General features: G+C 39.5%; 13 protein-coding genes, 4 tRNA genes and 1 pseudogene. 3 read left to right on the top strand and 15 right to left on the bottom strand.

The window, feature by feature from the left end; all coding sequences use genetic code 11:
- Positions 1 to 103 precede the first annotated feature (103 nt).
- From prs to Q9Q86_RS00665, 3 genes are all read left to right on the top strand, one after another.
- The gene (gene prs / locus Q9Q86_RS00675) at positions 104 to 982 is read left to right on the top strand and encodes a ribose-phosphate diphosphokinase (RefSeq protein WP_112987421.1); all 879 of its coding nucleotides are present in this window, start codon (positions 104 to 106) and stop codon (positions 980 to 982) included.
- 24 nt (positions 983 to 1,006) lie between these two features.
- Positions 1,007 to 2,494 (top strand): nicotinate phosphoribosyltransferase, encoded by a 1,488-nt coding sequence (locus tag Q9Q86_RS00670; protein WP_112987420.1) that lies wholly within the window; start codon positions 1,007 to 1,009, stop codon positions 2,492 to 2,494.
- Between the two features lie 374 nt (positions 2,495 to 2,868).
- On the top strand, positions 2,869 to 3,636 hold the full coding sequence (locus Q9Q86_RS00665; RefSeq protein ID WP_112987419.1) for an NUDIX domain-containing protein: 768 nt from the start codon (positions 2,869 to 2,871) through the stop codon (positions 3,634 to 3,636).
- Positions 3,637 to 3,659: 23 nt separating this feature from the next.
- On the opposite strand, the gene Q9Q86_RS00660 is transcribed toward Q9Q86_RS00665, so the two are convergent.
- The 15 genes and pseudogenes from Q9Q86_RS00660 to Q9Q86_RS00590 form a co-directional block, all read right to left on the bottom strand.
- Positions 3,660 to 5,264 carry a GMC family oxidoreductase gene (locus tag Q9Q86_RS00660; RefSeq protein ID WP_112987418.1) on the bottom strand — a complete coding sequence of 535 codons (1,605 nt, stop codon included), beginning with the start codon at positions 5,262 to 5,264 and terminating at the stop codon, positions 3,660 to 3,662.
- Positions 5,265 to 5,449: 185 nt separating this feature from the next.
- On the bottom strand, positions 5,450 to 6,085 hold the full coding sequence (locus Q9Q86_RS00655; protein ID WP_112987417.1) for a nuclease-related domain-containing protein: 636 nt from the start codon (positions 6,083 to 6,085) through the stop codon (positions 5,450 to 5,452).
- Between the two features lie 113 nt (positions 6,086 to 6,198).
- Positions 6,199 to 6,666: a DMT family transporter gene (locus tag Q9Q86_RS00650; protein ID WP_112987416.1), complete on the bottom strand. Its 468-nt coding sequence runs from the start codon at positions 6,664 to 6,666 to the stop codon at positions 6,199 to 6,201.
- A gap of 316 nt (positions 6,667 to 6,982) precedes the next feature.
- A tRNA-Pro gene (locus Q9Q86_RS00645) sits at positions 6,983 to 7,059 on the bottom strand.
- Positions 7,060 to 7,076: 17 nt separating this feature from the next.
- Positions 7,077 to 7,152 (bottom strand) — tRNA-His (locus Q9Q86_RS00640).
- Between the two features lie 38 nt (positions 7,153 to 7,190).
- A tRNA-Arg gene (locus Q9Q86_RS00635) sits at positions 7,191 to 7,267 on the bottom strand.
- Positions 7,268 to 7,336: 69 nt separating this feature from the next.
- Positions 7,337 to 7,413 (bottom strand) — tRNA-Pro (locus Q9Q86_RS00630).
- Between the two features lie 132 nt (positions 7,414 to 7,545).
- Entirely contained in the window at positions 7,546 to 8,610 is a 1,065-nt protein-coding gene (nadA, locus tag Q9Q86_RS00625) for a quinolinate synthase NadA (RefSeq protein ID WP_112987415.1), read from the bottom strand.
- Between the two features lie 145 nt (positions 8,611 to 8,755).
- Positions 8,756 to 9,976: a bifunctional glutamate N-acetyltransferase/amino-acid acetyltransferase ArgJ gene (gene argJ, locus Q9Q86_RS00620; RefSeq protein WP_112987414.1), complete on the bottom strand. Its 1,221-nt coding sequence runs from the start codon at positions 9,974 to 9,976 to the stop codon at positions 8,756 to 8,758.
- Positions 9,977 to 10,338: 362 nt separating this feature from the next.
- On the bottom strand, positions 10,339 to 10,827 hold the full coding sequence (locus tag Q9Q86_RS00615) for a methylated-DNA--[protein]-cysteine S-methyltransferase (RefSeq protein WP_112987413.1): 489 nt from the start codon (positions 10,825 to 10,827) through the stop codon (positions 10,339 to 10,341).
- A gap of 63 nt (positions 10,828 to 10,890) precedes the next feature.
- On the bottom strand, positions 10,891 to 11,208 hold the full coding sequence (locus tag Q9Q86_RS00610; RefSeq protein WP_004952367.1) for a multidrug efflux SMR transporter: 318 nt from the start codon (positions 11,206 to 11,208) through the stop codon (positions 10,891 to 10,893).
- Between the two features lie 167 nt (positions 11,209 to 11,375).
- Positions 11,376 to 11,921 carry a hypothetical protein gene (locus tag Q9Q86_RS00605; RefSeq protein ID WP_004914366.1) on the bottom strand — a complete coding sequence of 182 codons (546 nt, stop codon included), beginning with the start codon at positions 11,919 to 11,921 and terminating at the stop codon, positions 11,376 to 11,378.
- A 1-nt stretch (position 11,922) separates the two neighbouring features.
- Complete coding sequence (locus Q9Q86_RS00600) at positions 11,923 to 12,417, bottom strand: hypothetical protein (protein WP_112987412.1); 495 nt, start codon at positions 12,415 to 12,417, stop codon at positions 11,923 to 11,925.
- A gap of 82 nt (positions 12,418 to 12,499) precedes the next feature.
- Positions 12,500 to 13,399: a copper resistance protein B gene (locus Q9Q86_RS00595; protein ID WP_112987411.1), complete on the bottom strand. Its 900-nt coding sequence runs from the start codon at positions 13,397 to 13,399 to the stop codon at positions 12,500 to 12,502.
- Positions 13,386 to 15,254 (bottom strand): annotated as a pseudogene (locus tag Q9Q86_RS00590) (copper resistance system multicopper oxidase). The gene Q9Q86_RS00595 and the pseudogene Q9Q86_RS00590 overlap by 14 nt, the downstream one beginning before the upstream one ends.
- Between the last annotated feature and the right edge of the window lie 63 nt (positions 15,255 to 15,317).

Raw genomic sequence — 15,317 nt, 5'->3', positions numbered from 1 at the left:
CTATTTTTATTAAAAAAGATCAAATTTAACACTTGCCTTAAATAGTGTTATTATGCCAATATATATTTACTGGCTTTAAGCCACTATAAAAGAGAAATTAAAAATGACGATCCAACTTATGACAGCTCAAGCGAATGTTCCCATCGAGTTTTTGCAGTTTTCAGGTGGCGAACGTCATATTCAACTACAGCCTGAGTTACTGAACCAATTACAGGCTGATACTCAAATCAAAGCCTCACTACAGAACAGCGCAGATGTAATGGACTATCTATTACTGGAAAGTGTGTTGTTAGAACAAGGCTCGCGCCTTTCGGTGGAAATCCCTTATTTTCCTTATGCACGTCAAGATCGTATCTGTGCACAAGGTCAGGCTTTCTCACTGGATTTAATGACCAAGTTATTGAATAGCAATAGTGAAAAATTTGCAGGGCAACGTCAAAAAATTGTGGTGTGGGATTGTCATAGTCCAAAGACCATAGAGCTATTACGCAAAAATACCAACTTCCAAGAGGTAATCAATATTGAACCGATTGAGATTATCCAGCAAAGCTCAACATTGATGCAGATCTTAAGCGCAGATAATACCGTGTTGATCTGTCCTGATGCAGGTGCAATACAACGCACCCAAGCGATTGCCAACGGCATCAATTCGCAACGCCAACAGGCGATTGACATCATTCACTGTGAAAAACAACGTGATCCAAACACTGGAAAAATTAGAGCAATAGCGGTGAATAGCCCTGATTTGACAGGAAAAACAGCCGTGATCACCGATGATATTTGTGATGGTGGTGCAACCTTTATTGGTATTGCCAAACAACTACGCAGCCTAAACTGCCAAAACATTATCTTGTATGTCACACACGGCATTTTTAGTAAGGGGCTGGCGGTATTTGATGGCTTGGTCGATCAGGTCTTTACCAGCAATAGCCTGCCACAAGCAGAAGCAAACAAACTCAATATCATCAATTTTCAAAATTAAGCTCTTAAGTAAGAGGCCTATAAAATGACTATTAAAATAAATCCACTCAATGCAATTGATTTCTACAAAGCCGATCACCGTCGTCAGTATCCAGTGGGGACTGAATACGTCTATGCTAACTTTACCCCTCGCTCATCACGTTTAGCCAAAATGTTGCCTGATTTTGACGACAAGATTGTGTTCTTCGGTTTACAAGGTTTTATCAAACATTTTTTAATTGAAACTTGGAACGAGGGCTTCTTTAATCAACCTAAAGCCAAAGTAGTCGCAGCCTATAAACGTCGCATGGACAATTCTCTAGGTGAAGGTGCTGTTCCCGTTGAACACATCGAAGCCCTGCACGATCTTGGCTATTTACCATTAAAGATTAAAGCACTAGAAGAAGGTAGTCGAGTCAATATCAAAGTGCCTGTATTGACCATTATCAATACTGATCCGAATTTCTTTTGGTTAACCAACTATATTGAAACTGTGCTCAGTGCCGAATTATGGAAAAGTTTTACCACTGCAACAATTGCTTATGAATACAAACGCTTATTAACTCAATATGCAGAAAAAACAGGTGCACCATTAGACTTTGTTCCTGTTCAGGGTCATGATTTTAGTAGTCGTGGTATGAGTGGCATCTATGATGCAGCCCAATCAGGCGTTGGACACTTGACCAGTTTTATCGGTACCGATTCAGTTGCATCAATTGACTATGCTGAAGAATATTATAACGCCACTGGTGTCGTCGGTGTTTCGGTGCCTGCAACAGAACACAGTGTGATGTGTATGGGCAGTGAAGAGAGTGAAATCGAAACCTTTAGACGTCTGATCTGTGAGCTTTATCCTGCTGGGGTAGTCAGTATCGTTTCAGATACTTGGGATTTCTGGCGTGTGATTACCGAGTTTAGTGTGGAATTAAAAGCAGAGATTTTAAAACGCAAACCGAATGCCCTCGGACTCGCCAAAGTGGTGTTTCGTCCTGACTCAGGTGATCCCGTGAAAATTATCTGTGGCGATCCTGATGCAGAGCGAGATAGTCCAGCTTATAAAGGTGCAGTGCAATGTTTATGGGAAATTTTTGGCGGCACAGAAACAGCTCAAGGCTATAAAGTACTCAACGAGCGTGTTGGTTTAATCTATGGTGACTCGATTACTCTAGAACGTGCCCAAAATATCCTAAAAGGCTTAGAAGCCAAAGGCTTTGCCTCGAATAATCTAGTCTTTGGTATTGGCAGCTATACCTATAACTATTTAACGCGTGACACCTTTGGTTTTGCCGTAAAAGCCACTTGGGGTCAAGTCAACGGTGTAGGTCGTGAGCTGTTTAAAGACCCTATGACAGACTCAGGTGTTAAAAAATCAGCCAAAGGTTTATTAAGGGTTGAACAAACTAATAATGGCTTTGAGTTATTCGATCAACAAAGCTTTGAACAGGAAAATATGGGGGCATTGCAAACAGTATTTGAAAATGGTCAATTATTAAGAGAATGCTCTCTTGACCAAATTCGGGAGAGATTGGTCTAGGCAAAACTCTCTATGATTAAAACACATCCAGTGATTAGATACTTGGAAAAGTCATCCGCAACCTGAACAAGCCAAAGCGACTAAAGCTTTGGCGTAGTGCAAGATAAATGAAATGAATAGTTAAGCGCTTAGGCAAAGCTTTCGCCTTACGATACGGCAAAGATTATCAATCTTTGCTATTTCGTACCTCAGGTTTTGCCTACTTTTGCCAAAATACTTGCGAAGCTTTAAACACTTCTCAGGTCGAGCCTGAACAAACTAATGCGATTAAAGCTTTAGTGAAGTGCAAGACGTAGTGGCTTATCCTAAAATATGATGAGAACCCAATAAGACTCCGCTATGATGTTACTTTATTCCGATTTCTTAATATTTCTATGAGTAAGGAAACTATCCATACGTCCGAACAGGAATACCTTGCCCACTATCAAAAAACAGATTACGACACACCCCTGTTTAGGGTCGATATGGCAATTTTTTCTGTGACAAAAGGTCAATTACAGGTTTTAATGATTCAACGCTCTAACTTTCCCGAAAAAGGAAAATGGGCACTTCCAGGTGGTTTTATTGATTTAAAAACTGATCCAGATTTAATGGCAACAGCTCACCGTAAACTGCTTGAAAAAACAGGGATTCACTCCCCTTATCTAGAACAAGTTGAAACCATCGGCAATCAGCATCGTGATCCACGCGGTTGGTCGATTACATCACTGTATTTTGCACTGATTGATTTTAGTAAATTTGAAATTCAAAAGACTTCAACAACTGAAATGAGTAAATGGATTTCTATAGAAGAAGCCTTGCAACTAGAATTAGCTTTTGACCATCAGAAATTACTAAAATTAGCATTTGATCGCTTGTGCAATAAAACCCGCTATACCGCACTCCCAGCTAGCCTCATGCCTGAATTATTTACCCTGACCGAATTACAAACAATCTATGAAATTATTTTAGGTCAAACCTTAGAAAAAAAATCATTTAGACGGCGCATGCAGGAAGCGGGAGCAGTTGAGGAAACAGGGCAACAAAAAATTGTCGGTAAACGCCCTGCTCAATTATTTCGTTATGCACTAGATGATTTTAATTTCACCTTTCCACGTATGTTGGAAACACCGCGTAACGCAAATAATAATGAAGAGAGCTAAGGCAAAACCTTAGCTCCATATACTCACTTCCAAGTTTCGCGAATCATATCTACTGCTTTTTCAGCAATCATAATTGCAGGTGCATTGGTATTACCATTTACCACTGTTGGCATAATCGACGCATCAATCACACGCAAGCCTTGAATACCATATACTTTCAGCTCAGGATCAACCACAGCCATCTCATCTACACCCATTTTGCAACTACCAACTGGGTGATACACCGTATCGACACGTTGACGTAAAATCTCACGAATCTCATCATCAGATTGTACGTTTGCAGTAAACATATCTTCTTTAATTTTTTCACTCAAAGCAGGTGCTTGCATTAACTTTTGCGTGACTTTAAATCCATCAACCATATCTTGAAGGTCTTGCTCATCCTCAAGGAATTTAAAGTCAATTAATAGCGGATCATCTACATTTTTGCCACTGAGTTTGACCGAACCACGCGCACGAGGATTGAGCAAACATACGTGGCATGAAATACCGTGTCCTGTATGCATGGTTCGAGCATGGTTATCTACTACAGCAATGACGAAATGCAGTTGTAGATTCGGTTTATCTAACTCAGGACGGCTCTTTAAGAAACCACCACACTCTGCATAATTAGTCGTAATTAAGCCTCGACGCTCCTTACGATAACGCCCAATTTGTTTGATTAAATCTAAACTACCACCAACAGAAACACCGAAAGTTCCATCTATTTTTTTAGTCTTATAAGCAAAAATAAAGTCAGGATGGTCATGTAGATTTTCACCAACTCCAGCTAAATCTTTAACCACAGGAATACCGTGTTTTTCTAATTCTTGACGAGGACCAATCCCCGAAAGCATCAAAACTTGTGGTGATTGGAAAGCCCCTGCAGAGAGTAAAACTTCTTTATTTGCACGAACAACTGTGACTTGTCCTTTATGCTTAAATTCCACGCCTACAGCACGACCATTTTCGATCACAATTCGCGATACCATCGCTTGTGTGATCACATGTAAATTTGGACGCTTACCGATATAAGGCAATAAATACCCACGTGCAGCACTCCAACGTTCACCATTCTTCTGGGTAACTTGATAGACACCTACGCCTTCTTGCTCTGCGCCATTAAAATCATCATTCAGTGGATAGCCTACTTGTTTAGCTGCTTCAATAAAGGTTTTTTGGTATGGATTATCTGAATGTAGTTCACTTACATTGAGTGGACCATGCTGTCCATGATACTCATTTTTAATTCTTTCGTTATGTTCTGATTTTTTAAAATATGGTAACACTTCATCATAGGACCAACCGGTATTTCCTAAAGCTGCCCAATGATCATAATCATCACGATGCCCGCGAATATACACCATTGCATTGATCGCTGAACTCCCCCCTAAGCATTTACCACGTGGTTGATATCCTTTACGTCCATTTAAACCTTTTTGCGGCATGGTTTCTAGTGCCCAGTTATTCAGTTTCGTTGGGATGCTAATCACCGCAGCTGCTGGTGTATTCACTAACCAGCTATTGCCGTCCCCACCCGCTTCCAATAAACATACTGAAATATTTGGATTCTCCGAGAGTCTACCTGCAAGCACACTACCCGCCGAACCACCACCTATTACTACAAAGTCAAATGCTGTTTGTGTCATTGCTATCCCTGTTATTTTCATTCTTTAAAAATGCAAAAAGATTATGCTCAAATGCACATCTAAATATTGGTTTACTTGTCTAACAGACTTGATTATTCCTCATAAAAAGTAACTGGATATGGGGCAAAGTACAATAGCCAAATCTGGCAATACGATTGAGTTAAATCATCAATTTCTACAGCCACTTATACAGTGGATTCCTTTTCTATTTGCTTTTGCTTTAAATGCTCAACATGCAAACGATTTGTCTTCCAAGAAGGTTCTAATACTTCTTTTTCAATTCGATATTTAATTCTTTTGAGCTTCATAGGACTAATCACCTGTTGATCAAAACGTTTTACGTATTCAATCCAAGCTTTACTACGAAAGACATTTTCAGGCATATCTGTTTTAAATTCGCTTCGAGCTGTAAATACAACAATAGAATGTAAATACTGCGGATCAACAACATCACTTAAAACCATTTCCAATACTTTAATATGCTTATAGTTTTGGTGTAACGGATTCTGAAATTTATAACTTTTCTTATAAATTTTTTGTGTCCACTGCTTCTGGCGAGCATTTCCAAAAATCCATCCCGTATAGTTTTTAGTTTCAACAATAAAAACACCATAAGGACTTATTAAAATATGATCAATTTGAGTCGTCCCGTCTTTCTGATCAGGTAAAGTACAATTATTGAGCAATATATATTCAGCACTTAAATACTTAGCAACATGCTCAGAAACCATAAACTCACCAACTTTCCCCTTGAAATTCGGTGATTTGAGATATGTAACTACAGCAAGCATAAGAAGAATTAAAATAATATAAAAGAACATACTTCCCCATGAATATTTTATTTTTTAGAAATTAAAATCAACAGCATCAAATATACAATATATTTATCAAAATATTATTATAAAAACTGAGTTAAGAACCGATCAGTAATATTTTATTTGATCGTACCTCTATATTCGCCAAATAGCATAATCAACCCACCAATAAAAATAAAAAGTAATCCAAATAATTTGAAAGCATCTATTTTCTTTATTTGCATCCCTAATAAACCACTATGATCAATTAAGGTAGCAAAAATCATTTGCCCTAAAAATATCCATAATAGTGTATTGGTTGCACCGATATGTGGAGCTGCAACAAACATACACAGAATATAAAGTGAACCCAAGAAACCTGACAACCACATCCACCAAGATGTATTTTGATAAAATGGTGGTTTCACCGTTCCATCCATCCACAATGCAATAACAAGCGAAGCAATCGCACCGCCTATATAAAGAAAAAATGTCGATTGTATTTGGCTTGCACCACTGCTATGACGAAAGGCATTAATGACTGCCAATTGTAATGGAACAACTAGCCCACCTAATATACTAATCAAAACATAATGAATATTTTGCATTCATTGACTCTCATTTTTAGGTTTCTAATTTTTATGAACTAATTTGATTGAGAAACTTATGATCATGCTTGTAGATGGTTTCAACATAATGATTGAGTAACTCTTACTCCAAACTATCTTATAAAAACAAATACTGCATCAAACATTCTATAGTTCAATTGTGACTAAAATGCTTTTGATTAAATAATGAAAGCTTGGAGATAGAAATAATTTCAGAAGAGTAAATGAATTTTCGTTATTTAATTAAATAAGATATAAAAATACAGACGTAAAAAAAACCGCTGATTAGCGGCATTTTATCTCATCTTTAAGATGATGGTCGGAGCAGTAGGATTCGAACCTACGACCCCCTGGTCCCAAACCAGGTGCACTACCAGGCTGTGCTATGCTCCGATTACTCTATAAAAGAGTGGGGTGAATGACGGGATTCGAACCCGCGACAACTGGAATCACAATCCAGGGCTCTACCAACTGAGCTACATCCACCATAACGTTTGGTTCTATGTACCAAGCTACCAACTAAATGGCGCGCCTGACAGGATTCGAACCTGTGACCATCCGCTTAGAAGGCGGATGCTCTATCCAACTGAGCTACAGGCGCATAACGATGATAATACTATCAAGCGATACTTCGCCGATCTTAAAATAATGTTTTTCAACATCTTTTAAATGGTCGGAGCAGTAGGATTCGAACCTACGACCCCCTGGTCCCAAACCAGGTGCACTACCAGGCTGTGCTATGCTCCGATTTATCTCAGCTTTTATTGTATCGCACATCGTGCGGTACGGTGTGCATTCTAGGCTTGACGTCGCATCACGTCAACACCTAGTTTTAAAAAAAATGATTTTTCCTTATCAAATGTATATTTAACAAGCATTTTAACGCTTTAGAGAAGCACTAAAGTTCAACATTCGATCGAGTGGTAATTTTGCGCGCTCAGCCAATACTGGATCGACGTGTATTTCTTGATCAGCGTGTTGTAACACGTGCAAAATACCATCTAACTCATTCATTGCCATCCAAGGACAATGTGCACACGAACGACATGTTGCGCCCTCACCCGCCGTTGGCGCTTCGAATAATTCTTTATCTGGTGCTGCTTGCTGCATCTTATAGAAAATACCGCGATCAGTAGCTACGATCATTTGTTTATGCGGTAAAGTTTGCGCTGCTTTGATCAATTGCGAAGTACTTCCCACTGCATCTGCAATATCTACTACAGATTCAGGCGATTCAGGATGAACTAAAACTGCTGCATCAGGATATAGTGCTTTCATTTGTGCAATACCACGTGCACGGAATTCTTCATGTACGATACACGCGCCATCCCATAACAACATATCAGCACCCGTTTTCTTTTGGATGTAACGTCCTAAATGCTGATCAGGTGCCCAAATAATTTTTTCACCCAAGCTATCAAGATGCTCAATAATCTCGACTGCACAGCTTGAAGTTACCACCCAGTCAGCACGTGCTTTCACAGCTGCCGAAGTATTGGCGTACACCACGACAGTATGATCGGGATGTTGATCACAGAATGCTGTAAACTCATCTACTGGACAACCTAAGTCCAAAGAACAGGTTGCCTCAAGTGTAGGCATTAATACTGTCTTTTCAGGAGATAAAATTTTTGCTGTTTCTCCCATGAACTTTACCCCAGCAACTACGAGAGTTGATGCAGCATGATCACGACCAAAACGCGCCATTTCTAGAGAATCAGAAACACAACCACCTGTTAATTCTGCAAGCTCTTGAACATCAGGATCACAGTAGTAATGTGCAACAAGGACAGCATCACGCTTTTTAAGCTCAGCTGCAATTTGTGCGAACTTTTCTTGTTTCACTTCTGGGCTGAGGCTATGGTCCTTTGGCTCACCCAAACGATCTAAATGCGCCTGCACAATATTTTTGGCTTCGTTCGCAATTAAATTCGCATCATTCATAAAACGTCTTCTCTATCCTGCGTGCTTGCATCACAGCAAACATATAACGTGGGTATCTAGGGTGATCATTTGGGATGAATCACTTCGTCCACACATGAGTGATATAAAAAAAGCCCCACTGTGGAGGCTTTATTATAACGCATATTTACGAACGATAATCGGCATTAATTTTGACGTAGTCATAAGAAAAATCACAGGTATAAACTGTGTCTTTCGCTTCACCTCGTCCTAAATCAATACGAATCGTGATTTCTTTCGCAGCCATCACAGCAGCGCCTGCTTCTTCAGTATAGTCAGGATTCGCACCACCATCCAAGCAAATCTGGACATCACCTAACCACACTTGAACCCTACTGCTATCTAAGTTTGGAACACCAGCTTTACCAATTGCCATCACAATACGCCCCCAATTTGGATCAGAAGCGAACAAAGCTGTTTTAATGAGTGGTGACTCAGCAACACTATAAGCAACATCACAACACTCTTGGGTATTGGCTCCACCCTCCACCTGTACCGTAATGAATTTAGTTGCACCTTCACCATCACGCACAATCAATTGTGCTAAACGATTCATAATACGCGCAAGTACATCCAGCACTTGTGGGTAACGAGGGTCATCTTGTGATTCAATTTCCGCACCACCAGCTAGACCTGTTGCTACAAAAACACATGAGTCATTGGTTGAAGTGTCGCCATCGATTGTGATGCGGTTAAACGAATGTTCGACAGTCGTTTGTAACAGTTGCTGAACAAGTACTTTTGATATTGGTGCATCTGTTGCAACAAAGCTCAACATGGTTGCCATGTTCGGGCGAATCATACCCGCACCTTTACTGATTCCAGTCATGGTGTATGTCACACCATCAAGCTCAAACTGTTCAGATGCACCTTTCGGAGTAGTATCTGTGGTCATAATGCCAGAAGCAGCTTCAGCCCAACGATCCGCATTTAAATCATTTAATGCAGGCTGAATACCTTGAACTAAACGCTCAATCGGAAGTTGCTCACCGATTACACCTGTTGAAAAAGGTAGAATCTGATTCGCTTGGACACCTGCTAATTCCGCTAATTTGGCACACGTCGTTTCTGCATTTTTATAACCTACAGTTCCTGTTGCCGCATTTGCATTACCAGTGTTAATAATCAAATAACGTGGTGTATTTTCTGCCAAGTGTTTTTTACTAAGCAAAACCGGCGCAGCAGCAAATGCACTTTGAGTAAATACACCTGCAACATTTGAACCTTCAGCAAATTCAAAAATGACTAGATCTCGTCGATTTGGATAACGTACATACGCCTCAGTTGAGCCAATTTTTACACCCTGCACCACATGCATAAGTGGCATTGTTACGTCACCAACAGCCATTTTTAAACTTCCATTCAATTTAATAAGAAAAAGATCGGGAAAATAATCACCATAAAACTATACCCCCACCATTAGATACTCGGTAAAGTCATTCACAGCCTGCGTGGTATCTGCAATATATTGTTTCTGCGACAGAATCAAGAGAATGCAAGAGTCCAACAGGTTCTGTGAATGACAATGGTTTTGCCTACTTTTGCCAAAACAAAAGTAGGTCGAACCGAAGGTTTATCCGACAATTGATATACTTGAGACAAGACACCGCCATGCTAGTAATTATTTATCAATTATTTAGATAGGGTCTTACAGCTTACATCCGTAGCTTATTCCAAAAAGCAATGAAAATCGAGTATTAACAATACAGATTATGGAATTTGACTTTGCTCTAAACTGAGTAAAATCTGCTTCTTATCCAACCCACCAGCAAAACCAACCAATGCCCCACCTGATCCAATCACTCGATGACACGGCGCAATAATCGAAATCGGGTTCTTACCATTCGCAGCACCCACTGCACGTACAGCTTTTTCATTACCAATCTGGAGTGCAATCTCTTTATAACTACGTGTTTCCCCGTAAGGAATCGTCAATAAAGCCTTCCAAACCTGCTGCTGAAAATCAGTGCCTTGAAAATCAAGAGGTAAATCAAATTGTTGACGCTGTCCTACAAAGTATTCTTCTAATTGTTTTTTAACTCGCTGTAACATCGGATGTTGATGATCTTCTAAGGGCTTTGCTAAACGAACTCTTTTATGATCTTCATTATCCCACATGACTGCAACTAAAGCCTGGTCATGTGCAACCAGTTTTAATGTACCCACAGGAGAATCCATATACATATAAACCAATTGCATTAAAAATTCCCCATAGGCTTTGTTTTATTCAGCTTACTCAATCCGATAAGATGCTGAATTTTCTTAATTTGAAGACAATTTCATTAAAATCAGACCAGATACGATCAACACTGCTGCAATCATTCGCATTGCGGTCATCGGCTCATTCAAAATGAGAATACCCACCACGAAAGAGCCAATTGCTCCAATCCCTGTCCACACCGTATATGCTGTACCTAAAGGAAGTGAACGCATTGAAATCGACAATAAAACAACACTTAAAATCATGAAAACAATAGTCACGATGCTTGGCGTTAGCTTTGTAAAACCTTCAGACATTTTCATAGAATATGCCCAAATAATTTCAAAAATACCCGCCAAGATTAAAATTGCCCAAGCCATTTTTAACCGTCTACTTTATCAATAGTCGGGTCGTCCCAACGTGATTCTTTGCAAGGAGGTCGTCCACCTTCGTTGAACAGTTTACTGTAAAATGCGCAATTGTGTGAATTATTGTGTATCTAGATAATTTAAACATTTGAAATAATTAAAATTTCTTAACACAACTATTACTGCCAAACGATACTTTCAACTTTCATGAGTTCACAAGCACCATTCCCTGTATCTTCTCGAGATAGAGAGCTTTTCCATCGCCAGCCATCTGAAGCCTGAATCTCAATCAATGAACCTTTTAAATAGACCAAATCATCTTTTTTTATCTTCTTCATTTGCGATGCCACAGAAGGATTTGCTGGGACTAAATGCATGTTGGCACTATGTGTTGCAATCTCTCTTAATGAAATAGGCGGCTCATTTTTAACTTTCCAATAATACCAACGATTACTTTGAGAAATATCAATGTGCTCATACACTTGCGGTTTCGCCATCTCTCCCCAACCGACTGCAATGTCGATCGGTGAAAATTCAGCTTCTCTTCCCCAATGATAATCTTCTTTGGATAAGACACGGAAAGAACCTTCATACTTTTCTAATTCAATGATTTGAACATTCTGTTGTGTCTTGAGTTGATCTAAATCAGGAACAGGTTTTAAAAAATTTGTCCAAATTAACCATGCAAATGCGACTGCTAATACCCAATACATCCATTTAGGCATCTCATTTATCCCTTTTGTTTCGTATCGCATTCATCCATTGATTTAAATGCTGAAATATAGTCTTCAAAAAAATCTGGAATTGGTAAAAATAATTATGCTTAGATGAATCTATAGATTCCTCTTGTATCGAATCCTTATGTCGATCAATCATGATCTGAATCGGTTCGTAATGCGACATGGTTTGTTGCAACTCCACCCCTAAATTCAAACACTCAAGTTTATAAGTGAGCTGAGATAAATCATCTCGATGGTACAACGTGAGGTGCTTACAGTTTAAATCTATATGATGCTCGATTAATACTTCCGAGAAAGGAATTAATGCTTTTCTGATTCGTTGTACATCCTGATCATCTTTCATCAGAGGGATATAATAATAGCTCACCTGCATAGAACTATTATTGCTCCGCTGTGAATCTAAAAAAGACGATTGATTGCTAATCTTTTTGAGGGAATCTGTTATTGCTGTTATTTGATTGTTTTGTTGTTCTAAAGCCATTTATACACCATCAATGACTCAAAAAAGATACTGCTAGTATAAACCAACAGTATCTCAGTAAAGTGACTTTTTAGACAAAGTATCAGAACTTTAGCGTTAATCCTGTAGCATATAACCAACCCTTTTCACTTTCAGAAGCAGATTGCCATGGTGTTTGCTCCGCACCTTTATGATAAGCATATGCTACATCTACAAAAGGCATAAGTTTTTTATTGATCTCATAACGCACTTGTACGCCCGTTTGTAGTTTAGATAACCCTGATTTCTTTGCATATTTTGATTCATCACTCAATACCACATCTGCATTCAAATAGGGTTGAGCAATTAACTTTTGTGTAAATAGCAAGTCTCGGCTAGTTTCTAAACTCAACTGCCATCGCTGATCTTGTCCAGCAAAAACATAAGCTTCTGTTTCAAAGAAATATGGTGCTAAACCATGCAAACCGAATACAGCACTCCATTGATCTTGATCAAGCTGATGTTCTGGTTGATATTGATAACGTACACCCGCCTGTATATCCCAAAAATCTGCAATATTTCTGCTATATAAAGTCATTGCTTCAGTTTCAGCTTTTTCTGATTCAGCCTTCTCAACATGGGCTTTGATGAAGATTTTATTTTCATCTGTACCCACCCATGTTTTTAACTCGGTGCTTACACTACCATTTCCATCTTCATCTACCGTCCAAGTATTTTCTAAACTGGTTGATTGGTATATTTGCCCGCCATGCTCGTTATGATGGCTATGCTCTGCATCTTGAACATCGCTTGAATATGCAAGTTTGGACTGTTCATGTTTGTGATGATCTGCCTTTGACGTTTCCATCACAACCGTCTGTTGCTGTGAAGCTTGATTCATCTGCAACATTTGATTATGAGCTTCATGGGCATGGGCAAATCCTCCCAAAGAGGATGCAATACCACTCACCACGATCAACTGTGTATATCGTTTCATCTTCGAAGACTGCTTAATGATGTGCATGGCTTTCTCCTATCGATGGTTGAACTGATGTAGATGTGGGTTGAGTGGCTGTTTTTGCCTCATTGACATTCGCAACAATCAACTTACTCATCATTCCTGCACTCATGTGATAGAGCAAATGACAGTGAATGGCCCACTCTCCTAATTCATCAGCTGTCAGTAATGCAGTTACGGTTTTACCGGGTGGTACGATCACGGTATGCTTATTTGGCATATCGGCTGCGCTTTGTCCATTTTCTAGCTGCATAAACATGCCATGTAAATGCATAGGGTGTGCCATCAAACTTTCATTGACAAACTTCAAACGAATTCGCTCACCGTACTGCACTTTCAATGGTTCAAAATCTTTATCACTGAATTTTTTACCATCAATTGTCCAAATATATCGTTCCATCGTCCCACCTAAACGAATCACGAGTTCTCTTTCTGCAGCGCGCGTATCTGGCTGAGGAGTTAATGCTCTTAGATCAGTATATTGCAATGCTTTATGGCCGACAGGTGTGGATGCATTTGCCCAACCTTGAACAGCTTGTGGTTTATGTTGGTTTGTTACGGACATAGAGGATTGTTGCTTATCCGAATGATGATGCATCTGGCTCATATTCATGTCGGCATGAGATTTATGGTTCATATCGCCCATATCCATTTCACCATGCGCATTATGATTCATTGCCATCTTACTCATCTGAGTATGTTGGCTATGATCCATTTTAGACTTATCCATTTCAGCGTGCTGGCTATGATCCATTTTGCTCGTTTCATCTTGCGCATGCGCTCCATGTCCCATATCGTCCATGGTCAATAAAGCACGTGGACGCGCTGCTGGCATCGTCACGGTCTGTTGTGCTGGCTTCATCTCATTCTGCAATGACGCGATTGCAAAACCAGAACGATCAATTGACTCTGCTTGAATTTGATAATGCGGTTGAGTTGGTTCAACAATTACATCATAAGTTTCTGCTGCACCAATTCTAAATTCATCGACTGGAACAGGTTGGACAGGCTGACCATCAGCACTGACAACCATCATTTTTAAATTAGGAATTCGCACATCAAAAAAAGACATCGCCGAAGCATTGATAAACCGTAAGCGAACTTTTTCTCCTGCTTTGAAAGCACCCGTCCAATTTTGTTGTGGTGTCTTCCCATTCACTAAAAAGGTTTAGCCAGTGACATCCGATAAATCAGTTTTCAGCATGCGCATCTGATTCCACATCGAACGATCTTGCCATGTAGCTTTCAAACCTTGATCTTTCACTTGTGACCAAACATCAGCGACAGTTTCTCTTTGATTTTGATAGTACTCCGCTGATTTTTTTAGATTTGCCATGATCTTGTCACTTTTCGTTTCATGGAAATCGGAAAGCATCACAACATAATCACGTTCAGCATTCTCATGTTTGGCTACAGGCTGTTTTCCTTTGGGATAAATGACCAAAGGACCATATAAACCATCCTGTTCCTGACCTTTACTATGTGCGTGATACCAATAAGTTCCGTTTTGTCGTACTTTAAAACGATACTCAAAACTACCATTAGGCTTAATACCTTTAAAGCCATTGAAGCCCGGAACACCATCCATAAGCCCTGGTAAAAGTAAACCATGCCAATGTAGAGAGGTGTCTTGATCTTTAAGTTGATTATGGACATGAATGACTGCTTCATCCCCTTCTTCAAACTCCAGCAAAGGCGCAATAAATTTGCCATTCACTGTAATTCTTTGAACAGGTTTTCCTGTGACATTCACCATCTCTTGATTGATATTAAGATGATACTCTTTGATTGCAGCAATGCTATAGGGCGCGAATAAGAGACCGAAACTCGCAATAACGCCAGCATATAATTTTGAAGACATGAAATAATCCTAATCTATTGATTCATCAAATTTCCCTAACTATAAGAAGTTAAGAAAAGACAG

Source organism: Acinetobacter sp. A22, assembly GCF_030913345.1.
In the GTDB taxonomy this organism is placed as follows: Bacteria; Pseudomonadota; Gammaproteobacteria; order Pseudomonadales; family Moraxellaceae; genus Acinetobacter; species Acinetobacter junii.
The sequence above is the reverse complement of the archived record's forward strand: the minus strand, read 5'-3'. Positions and strand labels throughout refer to the sequence as shown.